The organism is Pseudomonas delhiensis, from assembly GCF_900187975.1.
Lineage (GTDB): Bacteria > Pseudomonadota > Gammaproteobacteria > Pseudomonadales > Pseudomonadaceae > Pseudomonas > Pseudomonas delhiensis.
The window spans coordinates 56,907-74,059 of the sequence record NZ_FZPC01000015.1 but is presented as its reverse complement, the minus strand read 5'-3'; the positions used below and the strand labels follow the sequence as shown (position 1 = coordinate 74,059).

Genomic DNA, 17,153 nt, shown 5'->3' with positions numbered 1-17,153 from the left:
ACGCCGCCCGAGCCCGGCGCGAGGGAAGAACGCCGCCGGGCGCGGGTAGCGCCGGCGGCGGCATGCGCATCCGGCGCATGACGAAAACGAAGCCGGGACGGCAGGCCCGGCCTCGTCGTGCCGACCTCCTGTCGGCACTATCGCTTCAGGCCACCTCCCCGCCCTGCCCGGCCGGCAGCCCGCGGCGCAGCGGCGCGGTCTCGCGCAGCAGGCAGGCGACCAGCAGGCCCAGCGCCACGCCGCCCAGGGCCAGGTAGAGGGTGTACTGGATGCCGTGGTGCTGGGCGATGTAGCCGGCCAGCGCCGGGGCCACGCCGCCGCCGAACACCTCGCCTATGCCCACCACCAGGCCGGTGGCGGTGGATACCAGGGGCAGCGGCACCGACTCGCCGGTGAGCGGGCCGACGGTCATGCAGATCATGCTGAAGTTGAAGAAGGTGGTGAGGAACAGCAGGGCGAACAGCACCAGCGGCTCGGCCCCGGTGTGCATCAGCAGCCAGATGCAGGCGCCGGTGGCGGCGAAGCTGCCCAGCACCACCGGCTTGCGCCCCAGGCGGTCGGACAGCCCCGGCAGCACCAGCTGGCCGACGAAGCCGCCCAGGCCGATGGCGGACATGACGAAGCCCATCTGCTGCACGCCCAGGTGCAGGTAGTCGGTGAGGTAGTTGGGCATCATCACGCTGAGCACGAACAGGCTGGTGAGCATGCAGAACATGCCGAGGATGTTCAGCGGCACGTTGCGATAGCGCAGCGCATCCAGCCAGCGGCCCTGCTCCGGTTCCTGCGCCTGGGCAGGTGCCGCCGCCACGCGGGTCTCGCGCAGGCTGCGGTACATCCACCAGGCGAGCAGGAAGCCGGGCAGCGAGACCACCACGAACACCCAGCGCCAGGACGGCAGCACCAGCAGCAGCTGGGTGGCGAGGATGGGCGCCAGGCCCAGGCCGAGGATCGGGAAGAAGGCCTGCTGGATGCCGATGTTCAGCCCGCGCCGCGACGGCTGCGAGGACTCCGCCGTGGCGGCGATGGCGGTGGGCGTGAAGGCGCCCTCGGAGACGCCCATCACCGCGCGGATCAGCAGCAGCGCGGCGACGCCGTTGGCCAGCCCGGACAACCCGGCCAGCAGGGAGAACAGCAGCACCGCGGGGATCAGCACCTTGCGCCGGCCGATGCGGTCGGACAGCCGGCCCATGAAGATCGAGGAAATCCCCCAGGCGATGGCGAGGACCGCCGAGATGTTGCCCAGGTCCTGGTAGTCCAGCTGCAGCTCGCTCATCATCACCGGGAACAGCGGCAGGATGATGAAGCGGTCCAGGCCGACCAGGCCGAAGCCCAGGGCGAGCATGGCGACGGCGGTGTATTCGTAGCGCGCATTCCACGTGTTGTCATTGTTGTGCATGGCATGGGTACTCGGGGCGGTGGCGGGCGGTCAGAAGTAGAACAGCGCTTCGACCATGGTGGAGAGTTGCGAGCGGTCGCGGCCGTTGCCGTAGGGGCGGTCGTGGTCGCGGGCGTCGAACCAGTCGTAGCGGACCTCCGGGCGCAGCGAGAGGTTGCCGGTCACATCCCAGCGCAGCCCGCCGGTGAGGGCGTTGTAGTCGCCGCGGGCGCTGCTGGTGGGGAACAGGATGAAGCCGTCCGGGTCGCTGAAATGCTCGCCGCGCACGGAGAACGACAGGTCCGGGCGGTACTGGTAGGTCAGCACCGCGTTGGCGCCCCACCAGTGGGCGCCGTCGAAACCCGGGCCGCTGACGATGTCCAGGGTGGTCGGCTTGCCGTCGCCGGCCTGGTGGCCGTAGACCACCTCGGCGCCCATGGACCAGCGTTCGTCGAACCTGTGCCAGCCGTTGAGCGAGTGCTGCTGCTTGAGCTGGCCGCTGTCGGCGATCAGCCGCGCGGTCGGCGCCTGCACGTCGGAGGTGCTGTCGTTCTGCTCGTCGCCGACGATGAATTCGTAGTCGACCCAGGTGTTCATGTCCGGCGTGCGCCAGCGCAGGGCGCCCATGACCGACTTGCCGTCGTTGTTGTCGCGCAGGTTGTTCCAGCCCTGCACCACGCCCAGCTCCAGGCCGAGGATGCCGGGGTCGCCATCGAGCAGGCGGGCGCCCACCAGCACCCCGGAGACGGTGCCCGGCTCGCTGACGAAAGCGTAGGTCTTGCTGGCGAAGGGGTTGCGCGCCTGGCGGATGTTCGGCGGTATCTCGTAGCCCAGCGCCGGGCCGAACACCCCGGCCATGAAGTTGAAGCCCGGGCCGTAGGGCACGTAGGCGGTGGCGGCGATGTTGGGGACGGCGAGGAAACGGTCCTTGTCCTTCTGCGCCCTGGCGGCGTCGTCCTCGTTCAGGTTCCAGTGCATGTCCCAGCCGAAGGTGCGGGCGAACTGGGCGTTGCGGCCGTAGTTGGCCTCGAAGGTGAAACCGAAGGCGAAGTCCTGCGGCCTGGGCCCCGGCAGCGGGGTGATGCGTGGCACGAAGGTGCCCTTGAGCGCCTTGTCGACGAACAGGTGCAGGCTGCCCCACTCCAGGCCCTCGTCGGACATGCCGGTGAGCGGCAGGTTGCTCAGGCCGTCCCGGCGCTCGTCGTGGGTGGAGCGGTTGTTGCGCACGTAGGCGATGTCCAGCAGGTTGGAAACGGTGATGCCGTAGTCGCGCTCCAGGCTGTCGCCGAAGAGGCCCTTGAACAGAGCGCCCTCCCCCGGCGCCGGCGCCTCGGCGGCATGGCATTCGACGATCGCCAGGGCGGCCAGGACCGCACCAAGCGTTTTCACCTTGATGTTGTGCATCGATCTGTCTCTTGTTGTTGTTTTCAGAAGGGTCCGCGGGGGGCTGCCCCGCGGACGGGGGGAACCTACAGCTGGGCGGCGAGCGGCCGGCGCGCCTCCCGCAGCGCGCCGCCCGGGCCCTGCCGCAGCGCCAGGTCGCGGCGCAGCGCGTCGAGCAGTTGCGGCAGTTCGCTGGCGTGGCCGATGCCGCCGTAGATGTAGAAGTCCGGGCGTACCAGCACGGCCTGCAGCCCGGCGGCGCGGAGGAACTGGTGGTACTTGCCGGAGAGGTCGCGGCAGGTGCCCGGCGCGCCGTCCTCGCTCAGGCGCACGGCCTTCACTTCCAGCTGTTCGAGCAGCGCCTTGTGCGCCTCGTCCAGCCCGGCCAGCGGGTCGTCGCCGAGGCTCAGCAGGTGGAAGCCGCGGCCGAAGGCGTCGTCGTAGCGCTGGCGGCGCCCGTCCCATTCGACTTCGCCGTGCACGCCCAGGCAGCCGGCCGGGCCCAGGGCGCGGCCGTTGCGCTCGTCCTTGTGCACCACGCCGTCGACCAGGCCGGGGAACGGCGGCAGCGGCGGCACTTCGCCGGCGAGGAAGGCGGCGTCGCGTTCGGCGGCCTTCTGCGGGTCGGCCACGCAGACCACCTTGCCCATCGCCACCGAGGCGTCGATCACCGCGCGGATCTGCGGCTTGCGCTCCAGGGTGTAGCTGTCCAGCAGTTGCTCCGAGCAGATGCCGCAGAAGACCAGGTCCAGGCGCCAGGACAGGTTCCAGGCGTCGCGGATGCCCGAGCACATGCCCTGGCCCATGAACGGCGGCATCAGGTGCGCGGCGTCGCCGGCCAGCAGCACGCGGCCGTGGCGCCAGGTTTCGGCGATGCGCGAGCGGAACTGGTAGACGGCGTGGCGCACCAGGGTGGCGGTGTCCGGGGTGACCCAGGGCGCCAGCAGTTCCCAGACCTTGTCGGTGCTCTGCAGGTCCTCGATGCTCTCGTGGGGCAGGCGCATGAATTCCCAGCGGCGGTAGCCGGGGCCGCCGGGGACCATGGTGGTCGGCCGCGCCGGGTTGCACCACTGGCCGATGTCCGGCACGTCCAGCTCGACGCCGGGGTTGGGCTGCAGGTCGACCACCAGCCAGTCTTCCTGGAAGCCCAGGTCCAGCCAGTCGATGCCGCACTCGCGGCGCACCACGCTGTTGGCGCCGTCGGCGCCGATCACGTAGCGGGCGCGCACCGTGCGCTGCTCGGCGGCCTGCGCCGGGTCGCCGCGCTGGGTGCGCTGCAGGCGCAGTTCGCAGCCCTGCTCGTCCTGGCTCAGCCCAAGCACTTCCCAGCCCTGGTGGACCTCGACGTTGGCGATGGCCTTGGCCCGGCGATCGAGGATGGCCTCCAGGCCCGGCTGGTTGAACAGGTAGCCGAAGGGGCCGTCGCTGATCGACTCGGCGGACCAGTCGATCTCCACCAGCACCTTCCAGTCGGCGTTGAACCACTGGTAGCAGGCCGAGGGCTGGGAGATTTCCTTCAGCTCCTCCTCCAGGCCCATCATGCGGAACACGCGGCGGATCTCGTGGTCGTGGAACACCGCGCGCGGCAGCGGGTAGAGGGACTGCCAGCGCTCGTACACGGCGACGCTGTAGCCCATGCGGCCGAGGAGGATGGCGAGGGTCTGGCCGACCGGCCCGTAGCCGACGATGGCCACGTCGTGGATCTTGTTTTCGTTCATCTGTGCTGACCTGAAACCGGGTTGGTTTTAGGCAAGCCGCTCCCCGCTTCCCCGGACGGCAGGAAAGTGCTTGGGACGAAGGAGCGGCCTGCGTCGCTGGGTGCGCTAGCTTTTGGCCGGCGCGCTGTCCGCCTCGGTGTTGCGGACGAAATACTCGGGGACGCTCGGGCCCCAGAGGTACAGCGAGTTCTCGGGCGGGAAGTCGCCCGCCGGCCACTGGCTGCCGGCGTCGATGAAGTCCATGTCCGCCGAGTACTCGCAGAACGAGCCCCAGGGGTCGCGGACGTAGTGGAAGTAGTTGGAGCCCAGGCAATGCCGCCCGGTGCCCCAGCCCTCGCGGTAGCCGGCGTTGGCCATCTGCTCGGCGCCGTTGCCGACGTCGTCGACGCCGTCCACTTCCCAGGCGGCGTGGTGGAAGCCCTTGGCGCCGCTCTTGCAGAAGGCCACCAGGTGGTGGTCGCAGCCGTGGGGGGCGTGGGTGAAGGCGATGATGTCCTGGGAGTGGTCGGACAGGCGCAGCCCCAGGGCCCGCTCGTAGAAGGTGACCGCCTGGGGCACGTCGGGGCTGAACAGCAGCACGTGGGAAAGCCGCCGCGGGCGCACCTGGGCCACGGCGTCGCGGGTGCCGACGCCGCGCACGGCGGGCCGGGCCGGCGCCGCCAGCTGCTTGTGGTCGGGCATGTGCTTGGCGCCGACCTTCACCTGCAGCAGGTTGCCGTCGGGGTCGCGGAACCAGAAGCCCTCGCCGTCGCCGGCCTCGAAGCGCGCGCCGGCGGCCTCGGCCTGCTGGCGCAGGGCCGGGTAGTCCTCGGCGAAGCAGTTGAAGCTCAGGTAGGCCAGGCTCTTGCGCGGCCCCGGCAGCATCCGCGCCCAGCGGTGGCCGTCGGCGGCCCGCAGTTCCAGGGCGTCCGGGGTTTCGCCGACTTCCAGGCCGAAGCTGGCGAAGAACTGGCGCGCGTCATCCAGCGAGGGCACGAACAGCGCGTAATGATCGATCGAATGCACACCACGGATGGTGGGAGTCATGATCGCCTCCGATTGTTGTTCTTGTCGTCGAAGCCTCGGAGCGGGAGGCTTCGATCTGGCCGGGAACCGCCCGGGGTCAGGCTTCGTCCACCACCGGGTTGACCAGTGTGCCGATGTCTTCGATGGACACTTCCACCACGTCGCCGGCCTTCAGGTAGACCTTGGGATCCATGCCGAAGCCGACGCCGGCCGGGGTGCCGCTGACGATCACGTCGCCGGCTTCCAGGGTCACCGCCTCGCTGAGGGTGGAGATGATGGTGGCCACGTCGAACAGCATGTCCTCGGTATTGGCCGATTGCACCACCTTGCCGTTGACGCGGGTCTGCAGCAGCAGGCCCTTGCCGCCGGCCGGCAGTTCGTCGGCGGTCACCAGGTCCGGGCCGAAGGCGCCGGTGTCGTCGAAATTCTTGCCCACGGTCCACTGCGGCGACTTGAACTGGTACTCGCGCACCGAGCCCTCGTTGAACAGCGCGTAGCCGGCCACGTGCTGCAGCGCCTGCGCCTTGGGAATGTGCCGGCCGCCGCTCTTGAGCACCACGGCCATCTCGCCCTCGTAGTCCAGGGTGTCGGAGATGCGCGGGCGCACCAGCGGCTGGTTGTGGCCGATGAGGCTGCTGTTGAAGCGCGGGAACAGCGTCGGGTAGTCCGGCTGGGCGTAGGGCGATTCCTTGGTGTGATCGGCGTAGTTCAGGCCGACGCAGACGATCTTGCCGGGCTTCTTCATCAGCGGCAGGTAGTCCTGCTCGCCGATCTGCACCAGCGGGCCCTGGGCCCGGGCGCCGTAGGTGGCGAGGTCGACGCCGCGCTCGAGCAGCGACTCCAGGGTTTCCTCGCCGAGGACCCGGACGCCTTCGGCGGTGCGAACGCCCAGTACCGGGCGGCCTTGGTGGGAGAAGCGAACGTAGCGCATGGAGCAGACCTCTTGTTGTGGTTCGTGACGACCGCCAGGCAGTGCGGTATGGGCCCTAAGCTAATCCCGATAAAATATGCCGTCAACGATAAAATATATTTTTTCAGAATTATCGATAAAAGGCTCCCGTGTGTATCATCTGCCTCATCCGTCATCATCCGTGGAACAGCCCATGAACCGAGCCGAACGCTGGGCGGAACAGCCCGAAGCCTCGGAGAAGCGCACCATGGCCTCGCAACTGGAGGCCCGGGTCCGCGAAGACATCATCAACGGCCGCCTGGCGCCGGGCAGCCGCCTGCGCCTGAAGGAGCTGGCCGAGCACTACGACGCCGGCGTCATCCCCCTGCGCGAGGCGCTGTCGCGCCTGGCCGCCAGCGGCTTCGTCAGCGCCGAGGACCAGAAGGGCTTCAGCGTCGGGCGCATCTCCGCCGACGAAATCCGCGACATCACCGACACCCGCCTGCTCATCGAATGCCAGGCCCTGGCCGACTCCATCCGCCATGGCGACCTGGAGTGGGAAAGCCGCCTGATCGCCGCGCACCACCGCCTGGACCGCCTGCCCATCGTCGAAGGCCCGGAACGGCTGCTGAAGCCGGAATGGGAAAACGCCCACGTGGCCTTCCACGAGGCGCTGATCGGCAGTTGCCGCTCGCCCTGGCTGCTGCGCCTGTCGCACATGCTGCGCGACCAGACCGCGCGCTACCGCATGCTCTCGGTGCACTACAACGACAGCGCCAGCCGCGACGTCCCCGGCGAACACCGCGAGCTGCTCGACGCCGCCCTGGCGCGCGACGTGGACAAGGCCTGCGCGCTGCTGGCGCAGCACTACGAGACCACTACCCGCAGCGTGCTGGCCCATGAGGCGCTCAAGGGCTGAGCGGCCCCTGGCTCACTCGCCGGCCAGCCCCTGGCGGGCGATCCCCAGGAAGGCGCGCACGGCGCCGCCGGTTTCCTCGTTGCGGCTGACCAGCAGCAGGTCGGCCTGCGGCTCCATGCCGTCGAGCCGGCGGTAGGCCACCCCCGGGATGTGCACCTGCAGCAGCGGCTCGGGCACCAGCGCCACGCCCATGCCGGCGGCCACCAGCGCCAGCACGCTGAGGGTGCTGCTGGTGCGGTGCACCTTGGGCTCGCGCCCCAGCGCCCGGCGCAGGCCGCCGAGCATGTTCTCGTCGGCGCCATGGGCGGCATAGACGATCAGCGGCTCCGCGCCGAGCATCGACACCTGCAGCGGCTGGGCATCGACCAGCGGATGGCTGTCGGGCATGGCCACCAGCAGCGGCCAGGTGCCGATGCGCTCGAAGCACAGCGAGTCGTCGACGATCTGCCCGCCGTGGCTGGGGGCATAGCCGACGTCCAGCTGGCCGGCCTGGATCGCCTCGACCTGCAGGTGCGGCGCCAGTTCGCGCAGCACCACCTCGGCCTCCGGGTAGGCGGCGTGGAAGGCCCGCACGTCGCTCATCAGCCGGCCGCTGAACACGGCGTTGCCGGCGAAGCCGATGCGCACCGTGCCCATCTCCCCGCGCAGCGCCCGCTGCACCGTGCGCTGCGCGTGCTCGGCCTGGGCCAGGGTGCGCTCGGCCTCGCCGCGCAGCAGCCGGCCGGCCTCGGTCAGTTCCACCCGGCGGCTGGTGCGCACGAACAGCGGGCCGCCGAGTTCCTCTTCCAGGGCGCGTATCTGCATGCTCAGCGCCGACTGCACGATGTGCAGGCGCTGGGCGGCGCGGCCGAAATGGCCTTCCTCGGCGACGGCGAGGAAGTAGCGCAGGTGACGCAGGTCCATGGGCCAGGTCCTTCATGATTAGTGATTGATCATTCAGATCAATCTATTTGAGTTCGCTACCGTGCGGGAAGATGCTGAGGCGATTTCCCACAAGCAAGAGAACACGTCATGCATAGCTACCTTGAAGACCGCCTGCAGATCACCGACCTGATCACCGGCTGGATCCACCGCGACCTCGGCCAGTGGGAGCGCCTGGCCGGGCTGTTCCACCCCGACGGGGTGATCGAGGTCACCTGGTTCGAAGGCCCCTTCTCCGACTTCATCGAAGGCTCGCGGCGCATGGGCGCCTCCGACCTGCGCACCAAGCACCTGATCGGCACGCCGGTGGTGGAGATGAACGGCGAGCGCGCCATCGTCGAGACCAACGCGGTGATAGTCGCCGAGAACGTGCGCCTGGGCCTGGGCTGCAGCGTGCACAACCGCTTCTACGACCTGGCGGAAAAACGCGACGGCCAGTGGAGGCTGCTCAAGCGCCAGAGCATCTACGACATGGGCGGCTTCAGCTTCCCGCGCGGGCCCGTGGCGGTCGAGGCGCAGGTGCTGGAGCGCTATCCGCGCGAGTACGCGCCCCTGGCCTACCTGCTGGAGAAGAGCGGCTTTCCCCTGGGCCGGACCTTCGCCACTCGCGGCAGCGAGCTGGAGCGTGCCATGCGGCAAACGGCCCAGGCCTGGCTCGCCGCCTAGCCTTCGGCCGAGGCCAAACGATCGGAAAACCACAACAACAAGAAGAGGAGCGAAAAACCATGTGCAAGCAGGACTATGTCTTCCGCGGGCTGGGCGTCACGCTGTCCGGCCGCGGGCGGATACCGGAAGCCGAAAGCCCGGATCGGCACCCGCTGATCATCGCCATCCACGGCGGCACCTATTCCTCCCGCTACTTCGACGTGGCGGGCCATTCGCTGCTGGACCGGGCGCAGGCGCAACAGCTGCCGATCTTCGCCATCGACCGCCCGGGCTATGGCCTGAGCGCGGACTACGCCGCCAACGCGCCAAGCATCATGGACAACGCGGAGATTCTCGACTCGGCCATCCATGGCCTGTGGCACAGCTATTCGCACAAGGCCTGCGGCATCGTCCTGGTCGGCCATTCGATCGGCGGAGCCATCACCATCGCCATCGCCGCGCGCCAGCCCTCCTGGCCTCTGCTGGGCATCGCCATCTCCGGCGTCGGGCTCGACCCGGTGCCGGCCTCCAAGGACAAGTGGAACCAGGTGCCCGCGGAACAGGCCCTGGTCAGCGTGCCGCCGGAGGCGATGGACGGGTTCTTCTTCGGCCCGCCGGGCACCTACGAGCAAGGCGTCATGCCGCAGGCCAGCTACGGGGCGAGCGCCCCCGCCCCGCGCAGCGAGCTGATCGACATCGGCATGCACTGGCCGAAGCAGGTCGGCCGGCTGGCTGCGCAGGTCAAGGTGCCGGTGCACTATCGGCAGCCCGAGTTCGAACAGCTGTGGCCGGTGGACGAGGCGACCATCCAGCGCTTCGCGGATGCCTTCGTCAACTGCCCGGAGATGGATGCGGCACTGTTCAGGGACGCCGGCCACTGCATCGATTTCCACCGCTCGGGCGAGGCCTTCCAGTTGCAGCAACTGGCATTCGCCAAACGCTGCGCCGCCCGCGCATAGGTTCCGGGCCGGCAGAAAAGCCCTGGCAGCCTGGGCTGCCAGGGCTTTTTCATTGATCGTCAGAAGTACAGGAGCGCTTCCACCATCGCCGTCAACTGGTCGCGATCCCGGCCGTTGCCGAACGGGCGATCGTGCTCGTGGGCGTCGAACCAGTCATAGCGCAGCTCCGGGCGCAGCGAGAGGTTCTTGCTGACTTCGTAGCGGAAGCCGCTGGTGATGGCGTTGAAGTCCCCGCGGGCGGTGGTGGTGGGGAACAGCGTGAAGCCGTCCGGATCGCTGAAATGCTCGCCGCGCACCGAGAACGACAGGTCGGGCCCGATCTGGTAGGTGACCACCGCGTTGACGCCCCACCAATGGGCGCCATCGAAGCCCGGCCCGGTGATGATGTCCACGGTCGACGGCTTGCCGTCGCCGTCCTGGCGGCCGTAGACCAGCTCCGCGCCCATCGACCAGCGCTCGTCGAAGCGGTGCCAGCCGTTCAGCGAATGCTGCTGCCGGAGCTGGCCGTCCGGGGAGATCAGCCGCGAGGTCGGCGCCTGCACGTCCTTGACGCTGTCGTTCTGCTGGTTGCCCAGCATGAACTCGTAGTCGACCCAGGTCTGCATGTCGGGCGTGCGCCAGCGCAGCGCGCCGAACAGCGCCTTGTCGTCGTTGTTGTCGCGCAGGTTGCTCCAGCCCTGGGCCACGCCCAGTTCCACCCCCAGCAGCCCCTGCGGGCCGTCGAGCAGGCGGGAGCCCAGCATCACCCCGCTGACCGTCACCAGGTTGCTGACGAAGGCGTAGGTGCGGCTGGCGAAGGGGTTGCGGGCGAGGCGGATGTTCGGCGGGATCTCGTAGCCGAAGGCCGGGCCGAAGATACCCGCCATCAGGGTGAAGCCCGGCCCGTAGGGCAGGTACGCCGTGGCGGCCAGGTTGGGCGTGGAGACGAAGTTCTGCCTGTCGCGCCGGGCCTTCTCGGTGTCGTCGTCGCCGGGCGAGTTGACGTCCCAGTGCATGTCCCAGCCGAAGGCCCGGGAGAACTGCGCGTTGCGCCCATAGAGGGTCTCGAAGGTGAAGCCGAAGTCCGCGGTGTCGGGCTTGGGCCCGGGCAAGGGGGTGATGCGCGGGATGAAGTTGGCCTTGAGCGGCCTGTCGACGAACAGGTGCAGGCTGCCCAGTTCGAAGCCCTCGTCGGAAAAACCGGTGACGGGGAGGTTGCTGAGGCCGTCGCGGCGCTCGTCGTGGGTGGAGCGGTTGTTGCGGGAGTAGCCGATGTCGAGCAGGAAGGAGGTGGTGATGCCGTAGTCGCGCTGCAGGCCGTCGCCGAACAGGCTGCGGAACAGCGTGCCTTCGGCGGGCTCGCCGGCCGGCTCGGCGTGGCAGTCGATTATCGCGAAGGCGGCCAGCACCGCACCCAGCGCTTTCACCCGGATGTTGTTCATGAATATGGACTCTTGTTGTTGTTTTCTGTCGTTGGCGTGAGGTCCGGCGTCCCTGCCGGCGCGGGCCGTCGCCGGCCCGCGGACTTGCAGGGGTCAGGTGTTGGTGGCCTGGAAGGCACACTGCCGCCAGCCGCCCTCCCCGCGCAGCCACACCTGGGTGGCGTAGGCCTTCATCAGCCGCTCCTCGCCGCTCTCGCGCAGGACGATGGCCTGCTCCAGGCGGCCGCTGGCGATGGCCGTGTCGCCGTGCACGCGCACGCTCATCGCGCTGCGCTCGACGCTGAGGAAGTCGATGTGGCGGGCGACCATCTCCAGGTACTGCGCCTTGTCGTCCACCTTGCCGGTGGCGTGCACGTGCACCAGGCCGTCGTCCATCAGCGCCGCCAGGGCCTGCAGGTCGCGCTGCACCAGGGCGCGGCAGCGCTCGCTTTCAAGACGGAGGATTTCCTGCTGGATGGCTTCAACGTCCATGGCCGTCTCCCGCCACGCGCTCGGCGCGAACGACATTCTCGATGGCGCCCAGGCGGTCGATCTCCACCCGCACCCGGTCGCCTTCGCGCAGCCAGCGCGGCGGCTTGAAGCCGCCGCCGATGCCGCCGGGGGTGCCGGTGTAGATCACGTCGCCCGGCTCCAGGGTCATCACCTTCGACAGGTGCTCCACCTGCTGGTAGCAGTCGAAGATCAGCTCGCGGGTGTTGGAGTCCTGGCGCTTCTCGTCGTTGACGAAGCAGCGGATGCCCAGCTCGTGGGGGTTGCCCACCTCGTCCGGGGTGACCAGCCAGGGGCCGAAGGGCGCGTGGCCGTCGAAGGACTTGCCGAGGACGAACTGCGAGGTGCGCAGCTGCCAATCGCGCACGCTCACGTCGTTGCCCGCGCAGTAGCCGAAGATCACCTGCGGCGCCTGCTCGCGGCTGACGTGGCGGCAGCGCTTGCCGATCACGAAGACCATCTCGGCCTCGTAGTCCAGCTGCTCCGACACCAGCGGCAGGTCGATGGGCGCGCAGGGGCCGTTGGCCGAGGTGTTCATCATGGCGAACCACAGCTGGTCCGCCGGCGTGGCCATGCCCGACTCGGCGACGTGGTCGGCGTAGTTCAGGCCGATGCCGAGGATCTTGCCCGGGCGCGGCACCGGCGCCAGCAGGGTCACCTCGTCGAGGGCGAAGTCCGCCGGCTGGACCTGCGCCAGGCGCCGCAGCGGCTCCTGCCAATGTTGCCATTCGCCGATCAGCCCGATCATGTCGCGCGGCGCGGCGGACAGGTGGTCGGCGACGCGGATGACGCCGCCGGCGGTCACCAGGCCGACGCCGACCAGGCCGCCGGGGGTCTTGAAGGTGCAGAGTTTCATGTTCGTTTCCTCATCCCAGTACGGTGCGGGTGCCGGTGCCGGCGGTGCCCAGGCGGCACAGCTCGGCCTCGCTGGCGCCGCCGAGCCACAGCTCGACCATGGCGTCGGGGTCGAACTCCAGGCCGATGGGGTCGTTGGCGAAGGTTTCGCTGTGGAAGAAGGCCGCGGCATCGGCGGCGTCGCTGAAGTTGTCCACCTGCAGCTCGATGTCGTTGCCCTCCGGGTCGCGGAAGTACAGCGAGGTGGTCGGGCCGTGGTTGATGCACCAATACGGCCGGATGCCCTCCTCCTTCAGGCGCAGGTAGGTGCGCAGCAGGTCGTCGATGTGCCCGTAGCTGTAGGCGATGTGGTGCACGCCGGTAACCTCGTCGGACTTGGGCGGCAGGTGCGGCATGTTGAAGAACGCCAGGCGGTGGTGCTCGTCGTCGTAGGTGATGAAGGTGAGGATCTCGTCCTCGAACACCAGCTCGGCCTGGAACAGCTTGCGGTACCAGTCGACCATGGCCTTGCGGTCGGCGCAGCGGAACACCAGGTGCGCCATCTTCATCGGGACCACGCGCTCGCCGGCGGCGATGACGGGGGTCCGGTTCGGGGAAACGCTCATTTCGGTTCTCCTTCTTGTTGTCGTCAGACCAGTACCCGGCGGAAGTCGCCGAGCAGCGTCGCCAGGTGGGCGAGGAAGCGCCCGGCCTCGGCACCGTCCACCGCGCGGTGGTCCCAGGACAGCGACAGCGGCAGCTGCAGGCGCGGCTGGAAGGCGTTGCCGTCCCAGCGCGGTTGCAGCTCGGCGCGGCCGACGCCGAGGATCGCCACCTCGGGCGCGTTGATGATCGGGGTGAAGTGGCCGCCGCCGATGCCGCCCAGGGACGAGATGGAGAAGCAGCCGCCCTGCATCTGCGCCGGCGCCAGCTTGCCGGCGCGGGCCAGTTGCGACAGCTCGGCCATTTCCGCGGCCAGCGCGGCGATGCCCTTGCGGTCGGCATCGCGGATCACCGGCACCACCAGGCCATTGGGGGTGTCGGCGGCGAAGCCGATGTGGAAGTAGTGCTTCTGCACCACCTCGTCGCCCTCCAGGCTCACGTTGAACTGCGGGAAGCGCTGCAGCGCCGCCACGCAGGCCTTGATCAGGAAGGCCAGCAGGGTGACCTTGGCCTGGCCTTCGCGCGCCTCGGCGTTGAGCTGCACGCGCAGCGCCTCCAGTTCGGTGACGTCGGCCTGGCTGTGGTTGGTGACGTGGGGGATGCTCACCCAGTTGCGGTGCAGGTTGGCCGCCGAGATGCGCTTGATGCGCGACAGCGCGCGGCGCTCGACATGGCCGAACTGGGCGAAGTCCACCTGCGGCCAGGGCAGCAGGTCGAGCCCGCCGCCGGCCTTGCCGCTGGCCGCCGGCTGTTCGCGCTGGGCCTTGACGAAGGCCAGCACGTCCTCGCGCAGCACCCGGCCGTTGGGGCCGCTGGCCGGCACCTGGTCGAGGTCCACGGCCAGCTCGCGGGCCAGCTTGCGCACCGCCGGGCCGGCCAGGGCCAGCTGCGGCTTGCGCACTTCCTCGACGCTGGGCGCCGGGGCGCTGGCGGCCGGCACGGGCTGCGCAACGGGCGCGGGAGCGGCGGCCAGCGGTTCGGCTTTCGCCACGACCGGCGCAGGCTCGGCAGCAGCAGGTGCGGCCGCGCCCTCCCCGGCCGCTTCGATATGGGCGATCACGCTGCCCTGGGAGACCTTGTCGCCGGGCTTGATCAGCACCTCGCGAATGGTGCACGACAGGGTGCTGGGCACGTCCATCACCGCCTTGTCGGATTCGAGGACGATCAGCGGCTGTTCCACGGCGACCACGTCGCCGGCCTTGATCAGCACCTCCACCACCGGCAGGTCCTTGAAGTCGCCGATGTCCGGAACCATCAGTTGTTGCATGGCGTTCACTCCTCAATGGTTCCAGGGCGCGACGGCGGCGCCGTCGATGGCGTAGCGTTCGCGGGCCTGGGCATGCTTGTCGCGGTCGATGCCGGCCAGCGCCGCCAGGGCGATGTGCTGGCGGTCCACCTCGAAGAAACGGCGCAGCGCCGGGCGGGTGTCGCTGCGGCCGAAGCCGTCGGTGCCCAGCGCGGTGTACGGGGCCTGCAGGTAGGGCGCGATCAGTTGCGCGTAGCCGCGCACGTAGTCGCTGGCGGCCACCACCGGGGCGCTGCCGGGCAGGCAGGCTTGCAGGTGGCTGCGGGCCTCGGCGGCGCCGCCGAACAGTTGCTGGCGCTCGACCTCGCGGGCCTCGCGGGCCAGTTCGGAGAAGCTGGTGACGCTCCAGATCTCGCTGGCCACGCCCCAGTCCCCGGCGAGCAGCTCGGCGGCGGCGATGACCTCGCGCAGGATGGCCCCGGAGCCGAGCAGGCGCACCGCGGGCTTGCCCTCCCCGCGGGTGCCGAACAGGCGCATGCCCTTGATCACGTCGGCGTGCTGGGCGGCGTCCAGCGGGGCCTGCACGTAGTTCTCGTTGGTCACCGTCAGGTAGTAGAACTCGTCGTGCTGTTCTTCGAGCATGCGCCGGCCGCCGTGGTCGATGATCACCGCCGCCTCGCTGGCGAAGGCCGGGTCGTAGGCGCGGCAGTTGGGCACGGTAGCGGCGACCAGCTGGCTGGTGCCGTCCTGGTGCTGCAGGCCCTCGCCGGCCAGGGTGGTGCGCCCGGCGGTGGCGCCGATGAGGAAGCCGCGGGCGCGCTGGTCGGCGGCGGCCCAGATGAGGTCGCCGACGCGCTGGAAGCCGAACATCGAGTAGTAGATGTAGAACGGCAGCATGGGCACGCCGTTGACGCTGTAGGAGGTGGCCGCCGCGACCCAGGAGGAGATCGCCCCGGCCTCGGTGATGCCCTCTTCCAGCAACTGGCCGTCGCGGGCTTCCTTGTAGTAGAGCATCGCCCCGGCGTCTTCCGGCTCGTAGAGCTGGCCGGCCGGCGAGTAGATGCCGATCTGCCGGAACAGGTTGGCCATGCCGAAGGTGCGCGCCTCGTCGGCGACGATGGGCACGATGCGCGGGCCCAGCTGCTTGTCCTTGAGCAGGTTGGAGAACAGCCGCACCACCGCGGTGGTGGTGGAGCTTTCACGCTCGTCCGGCTGCAGGGCGAATTGCGCGTAGCTGTCCAGCGGCGGCAATGCCAGCGGCTCGGCGCGGCCGACGCGGCGCGGCAGGTAGCCGCCCAGGGCCTCGCGGCGCTCGCGCAGGTAGCGCAGCTCGGCGCTGTCCTCGGCCGGCTTGTAGAAGCGCATTTCCTCCAGGGCGGCGTCGTCCAGCGGCAGGGCGAAGCGGTCGCGGAAGGCCCTGAGCGCGTCGATGTCCAGCTTCTTCTGCTGGTGCGAGGTGTTGCGCGACTCGCCGGCCTGGCCCATGCCGAAGCCCTTCTTGGTCTTGGCCAGGATCACCGTCGGCCGGCCGTCGTGCGCCCTGGCCGCGGCGAAGGCGGCGTGCAGCTTGCGGAAGTCGTGGCCGCCGCGGCGCAGGCCGTCGATCTCCTCGGGGCTCATGTGCGAGACCAGCGCCTGCAGCTCGGGGTCCAGGTCGAAGAAGTGCGCGCGGTTGTAGCTGCCGTCGTTGGCGCCGAGGGTCTGGTACTGGCCGTCGACGGTGTGGGCGAAGCGGCGCAGCAGCACGTGGTTGCGGTCGCGGGCGAACAGCGCGTCCCAGTCCGAGCCCCAGATGACCTTGATGACGTTCCAGCCGGCGCCGCTGAACAGCGCCTCCAGCTCCTGGATGATCTGCCCGTTGCCGCGCACCGGGCCGTCCAGGCGCTGCAGGTTGCAGTTGATCACGAAGGTCAGGTTGTCGAGCTTCTCGCGGGCGGCCAGGGACAGCGCGGCGAGGGACTCGGGCTCGTCCATCTCGCCGTCGCCGAACACGCCCCAGACGTGGCGCTGGCTGGTGTCGGCGATGCCGCGGTGCTCCAGGTAGCGGAGGAAGCGCGCCTGGTAGATGGCGCTGATCGGGCCGATGCCCATGGAGCCGGTGGGGAACTGCCAGAAGTCCGGCATCAGCCAGGGGTGCGGGTAGGAGCACAGGCCGCCGCCGTCCACTTCCTGGCGGTAGCGTTGCAGCTGTTCCTCGCCCAGGCGCCCTTCGAGGAAGGCGCGGGCGTAGACGCCGGGCGCCGAGTGCGGCTGGAAGTACACCAGGTCGCCCTTGCCGGCCTCGCTGTCGGCACGGAAGAAGTGGTTGAAGCCGACCTCGAAGATTTCCGCCGCCGAGGCGTAGCTGGCGATGTGGCCGCCCAGCTCGCCATAGGCCTTGTTGGCCCGCGCCACCATGGCCAGGGCGTTCCAGCGGATGATCGAGGTGATGCGCTCTTCCATGGCCAGGTCGCCGGGGAAGGCCGGCTGCCGTTCCAGGGGAATGCTGTTCTGGTACAGCGAATAGGGGTGCGCCGAGGGGCGCACGCCCAGGTGGCTGGCGTGCTCGGCCAGGCGCTGCAGGAGGAAGTCGACGCGCTCGCCGCCGGCGCTGCGCGCCACGGCCTCCAGGGCGTCGAGCCATTCGTGGGTTTCCTGGCGATCGCTGTCCTGCTCGCTGGGCAATTCGGGAATCTTGACTGTCATG

The 17,153-nt window shown here is 69.5% G+C and carries 15 protein-coding genes; 3 read left to right on the top strand and 12 right to left on the bottom strand.

Annotated elements, in window-relative coordinates; translation table 11 throughout:
• Positions 1 to 145: 145 nt before the first annotated feature.
• The 5 genes from CHC02_RS15010 to CHC02_RS14990 all read right to left on the bottom strand — a co-directional run bounded on the left by CHC02_RS15010 (position 146) and on the right by CHC02_RS14990 (position 6,412).
• Positions 146 to 1,396 (bottom strand): MFS transporter, encoded by a 1,251-nt coding sequence (locus CHC02_RS15010; RefSeq protein ID WP_089392258.1) that lies wholly within the window; start codon positions 1,394 to 1,396, stop codon positions 146 to 148.
• Between the two features lie 30 nt (positions 1,397 to 1,426).
• Positions 1,427 to 2,779 carry an outer membrane beta-barrel protein gene (locus CHC02_RS15005; RefSeq protein WP_089392257.1) on the bottom strand — a complete coding sequence of 451 codons (1,353 nt, stop codon included), beginning with the start codon at positions 2,777 to 2,779 and terminating at the stop codon, positions 1,427 to 1,429.
• Positions 2,780 to 2,844: 65 nt separating this feature from the next.
• Positions 2,845 to 4,476 (bottom strand): bifunctional 3-(3-hydroxy-phenyl)propionate/3-hydroxycinnamic acid hydroxylase MhpA, encoded by a 1,632-nt coding sequence (gene mhpA / locus CHC02_RS15000; protein ID WP_089392256.1) that lies wholly within the window; start codon positions 4,474 to 4,476, stop codon positions 2,845 to 2,847.
• 105 nt (positions 4,477 to 4,581) lie between these two features.
• Positions 4,582 to 5,502: a VOC family protein gene (locus tag CHC02_RS14995; protein WP_089392255.1), complete on the bottom strand. Its 921-nt coding sequence runs from the start codon at positions 5,500 to 5,502 to the stop codon at positions 4,582 to 4,584.
• 76 nt (positions 5,503 to 5,578) lie between these two features.
• Positions 5,579 to 6,412 carry a fumarylacetoacetate hydrolase family protein gene (locus tag CHC02_RS14990; RefSeq protein WP_089392254.1) on the bottom strand — a complete coding sequence of 278 codons (834 nt, stop codon included), beginning with the start codon at positions 6,410 to 6,412 and terminating at the stop codon, positions 5,579 to 5,581.
• A 172-nt stretch (positions 6,413 to 6,584) separates the two neighbouring features.
• On the opposite strand from CHC02_RS14990, the gene CHC02_RS14985 reads away from it, so the two are divergent.
• Positions 6,585 to 7,289: a GntR family transcriptional regulator gene (locus tag CHC02_RS14985; protein ID WP_244160934.1), complete on the top strand. Its 705-nt coding sequence runs from the start codon at positions 6,585 to 6,587 to the stop codon at positions 7,287 to 7,289.
• A gap of 12 nt (positions 7,290 to 7,301) precedes the next feature.
• Here CHC02_RS14985 and CHC02_RS14980 read toward each other — a convergent pair whose 3' ends face one another.
• Positions 7,302 to 8,192: a LysR substrate-binding domain-containing protein gene (locus CHC02_RS14980; RefSeq protein WP_089392253.1), complete on the bottom strand. Its 891-nt coding sequence runs from the start codon at positions 8,190 to 8,192 to the stop codon at positions 7,302 to 7,304.
• Between the two features lie 108 nt (positions 8,193 to 8,300).
• On the opposite strand from CHC02_RS14980, the gene CHC02_RS14975 reads away from it, so the two are divergent.
• Both CHC02_RS14975 and CHC02_RS14970 read left to right on the top strand, forming a co-directional pair.
• A complete protein-coding gene (locus tag CHC02_RS14975; RefSeq protein WP_089392252.1) occupies positions 8,301 to 8,876 on the top strand; it encodes a nuclear transport factor 2 family protein in 576 nt (191 codons plus the stop codon).
• Between the two features lie 59 nt (positions 8,877 to 8,935).
• Positions 8,936 to 9,814, top strand: coding sequence for an alpha/beta hydrolase (locus CHC02_RS14970; RefSeq protein ID WP_089392251.1), 879 nt, complete (start codon positions 8,936 to 8,938; stop codon positions 9,812 to 9,814).
• A gap of 59 nt (positions 9,815 to 9,873) precedes the next feature.
• Here CHC02_RS14970 and CHC02_RS14965 read toward each other — a convergent pair whose 3' ends face one another.
• From CHC02_RS14965 to mdeB, 6 genes are all read right to left on the bottom strand, one after another.
• Positions 9,874 to 11,235, bottom strand: coding sequence for an outer membrane beta-barrel protein (locus CHC02_RS14965; protein ID WP_089392250.1), 1,362 nt, complete (start codon positions 11,233 to 11,235; stop codon positions 9,874 to 9,876).
• A 93-nt stretch (positions 11,236 to 11,328) separates the two neighbouring features.
• Positions 11,329 to 11,706 (bottom strand): nuclear transport factor 2 family protein, encoded by a 378-nt coding sequence (locus CHC02_RS14960; RefSeq protein WP_089392249.1) that lies wholly within the window; start codon positions 11,704 to 11,706, stop codon positions 11,329 to 11,331.
• Complete coding sequence (locus CHC02_RS14955) at positions 11,696 to 12,580, bottom strand: fumarylacetoacetate hydrolase family protein (RefSeq protein ID WP_089392248.1); 885 nt, start codon at positions 12,578 to 12,580, stop codon at positions 11,696 to 11,698. Before CHC02_RS14955 ends, CHC02_RS14960 begins: the two co-directional genes overlap by 11 nt.
• A gap of 10 nt (positions 12,581 to 12,590) precedes the next feature.
• Complete coding sequence (locus tag CHC02_RS14950) at positions 12,591 to 13,184, bottom strand: VOC family protein (RefSeq protein WP_089392247.1); 594 nt, start codon at positions 13,182 to 13,184, stop codon at positions 12,591 to 12,593.
• Positions 13,185 to 13,207: 23 nt separating this feature from the next.
• The gene (aceF, locus tag CHC02_RS14945) at positions 13,208 to 14,488 is read right to left on the bottom strand and encodes a dihydrolipoyllysine-residue acetyltransferase (RefSeq protein WP_089392246.1); all 1,281 of its coding nucleotides are present in this window, start codon (positions 14,486 to 14,488) and stop codon (positions 13,208 to 13,210) included.
• 12 nt (positions 14,489 to 14,500) lie between these two features.
• Positions 14,501 to 17,152, bottom strand: a complete 2,652-nt coding sequence (gene mdeB, locus CHC02_RS14940; protein WP_089392245.1) for an alpha-ketoglutarate dehydrogenase — start codon at positions 17,150 to 17,152, stop codon at positions 14,501 to 14,503.
• Between the last annotated feature and the right edge of the window lies 1 nt (position 17,153).

Excerpts from the sequence above, each read along its gene's own strand:
- CHC02_RS15010 (WP_089392258.1), bottom strand. The coding sequence starts at position 1,396 with ATGCACAACAATGACAACACGTGGAATGCGCGCTACGAATACACCGCC.
- CHC02_RS15005 (WP_089392257.1), bottom strand. The coding sequence starts at position 2,779 with ATGCACAACATCAAGGTGAAAACGCTTGGTGCGGTCCTGGCCGCCCTG.
- mhpA (WP_089392256.1), bottom strand. The coding sequence starts at position 4,476 with ATGAACGAAAACAAGATCCACGACGTGGCCATCGTCGGCTACGGGCCG.
- CHC02_RS14995 (WP_089392255.1), bottom strand. The coding sequence starts at position 5,502 with ATGACTCCCACCATCCGTGGTGTGCATTCGATCGATCATTACGCGCTG.
- CHC02_RS14990 (WP_089392254.1), bottom strand. The coding sequence starts at position 6,412 with ATGCGCTACGTTCGCTTCTCCCACCAAGGCCGCCCGGTACTGGGCGTT.
- CHC02_RS14985 (WP_244160934.1), top strand. The coding sequence starts at position 6,585 with ATGAACCGAGCCGAACGCTGGGCGGAACAGCCCGAAGCCTCGGAGAAG.
- CHC02_RS14980 (WP_089392253.1), bottom strand. The coding sequence starts at position 8,192 with ATGGACCTGCGTCACCTGCGCTACTTCCTCGCCGTCGCCGAGGAAGGC.
- CHC02_RS14975 (WP_089392252.1), top strand. The coding sequence starts at position 8,301 with ATGCATAGCTACCTTGAAGACCGCCTGCAGATCACCGACCTGATCACC.
- CHC02_RS14970 (WP_089392251.1), top strand. The coding sequence starts at position 8,936 with ATGTGCAAGCAGGACTATGTCTTCCGCGGGCTGGGCGTCACGCTGTCC.
- CHC02_RS14965 (WP_089392250.1), bottom strand. The coding sequence starts at position 11,235 with ATGAACAACATCCGGGTGAAAGCGCTGGGTGCGGTGCTGGCCGCCTTC.
- CHC02_RS14960 (WP_089392249.1), bottom strand. The coding sequence starts at position 11,706 with ATGGACGTTGAAGCCATCCAGCAGGAAATCCTCCGTCTTGAAAGCGAG.
- CHC02_RS14955 (WP_089392248.1), bottom strand. The coding sequence starts at position 12,580 with ATGAAACTCTGCACCTTCAAGACCCCCGGCGGCCTGGTCGGCGTCGGC.
- CHC02_RS14950 (WP_089392247.1), bottom strand. The coding sequence starts at position 13,184 with ATGAGCGTTTCCCCGAACCGGACCCCCGTCATCGCCGCCGGCGAGCGC.
- aceF (WP_089392246.1), bottom strand. The coding sequence starts at position 14,488 with ATGCAACAACTGATGGTTCCGGACATCGGCGACTTCAAGGACCTGCCG.
- mdeB (WP_089392245.1), bottom strand. The coding sequence starts at position 17,152 with ATGACAGTCAAGATTCCCGAATTGCCCAGCGAGCAGGACAGCGATCGC.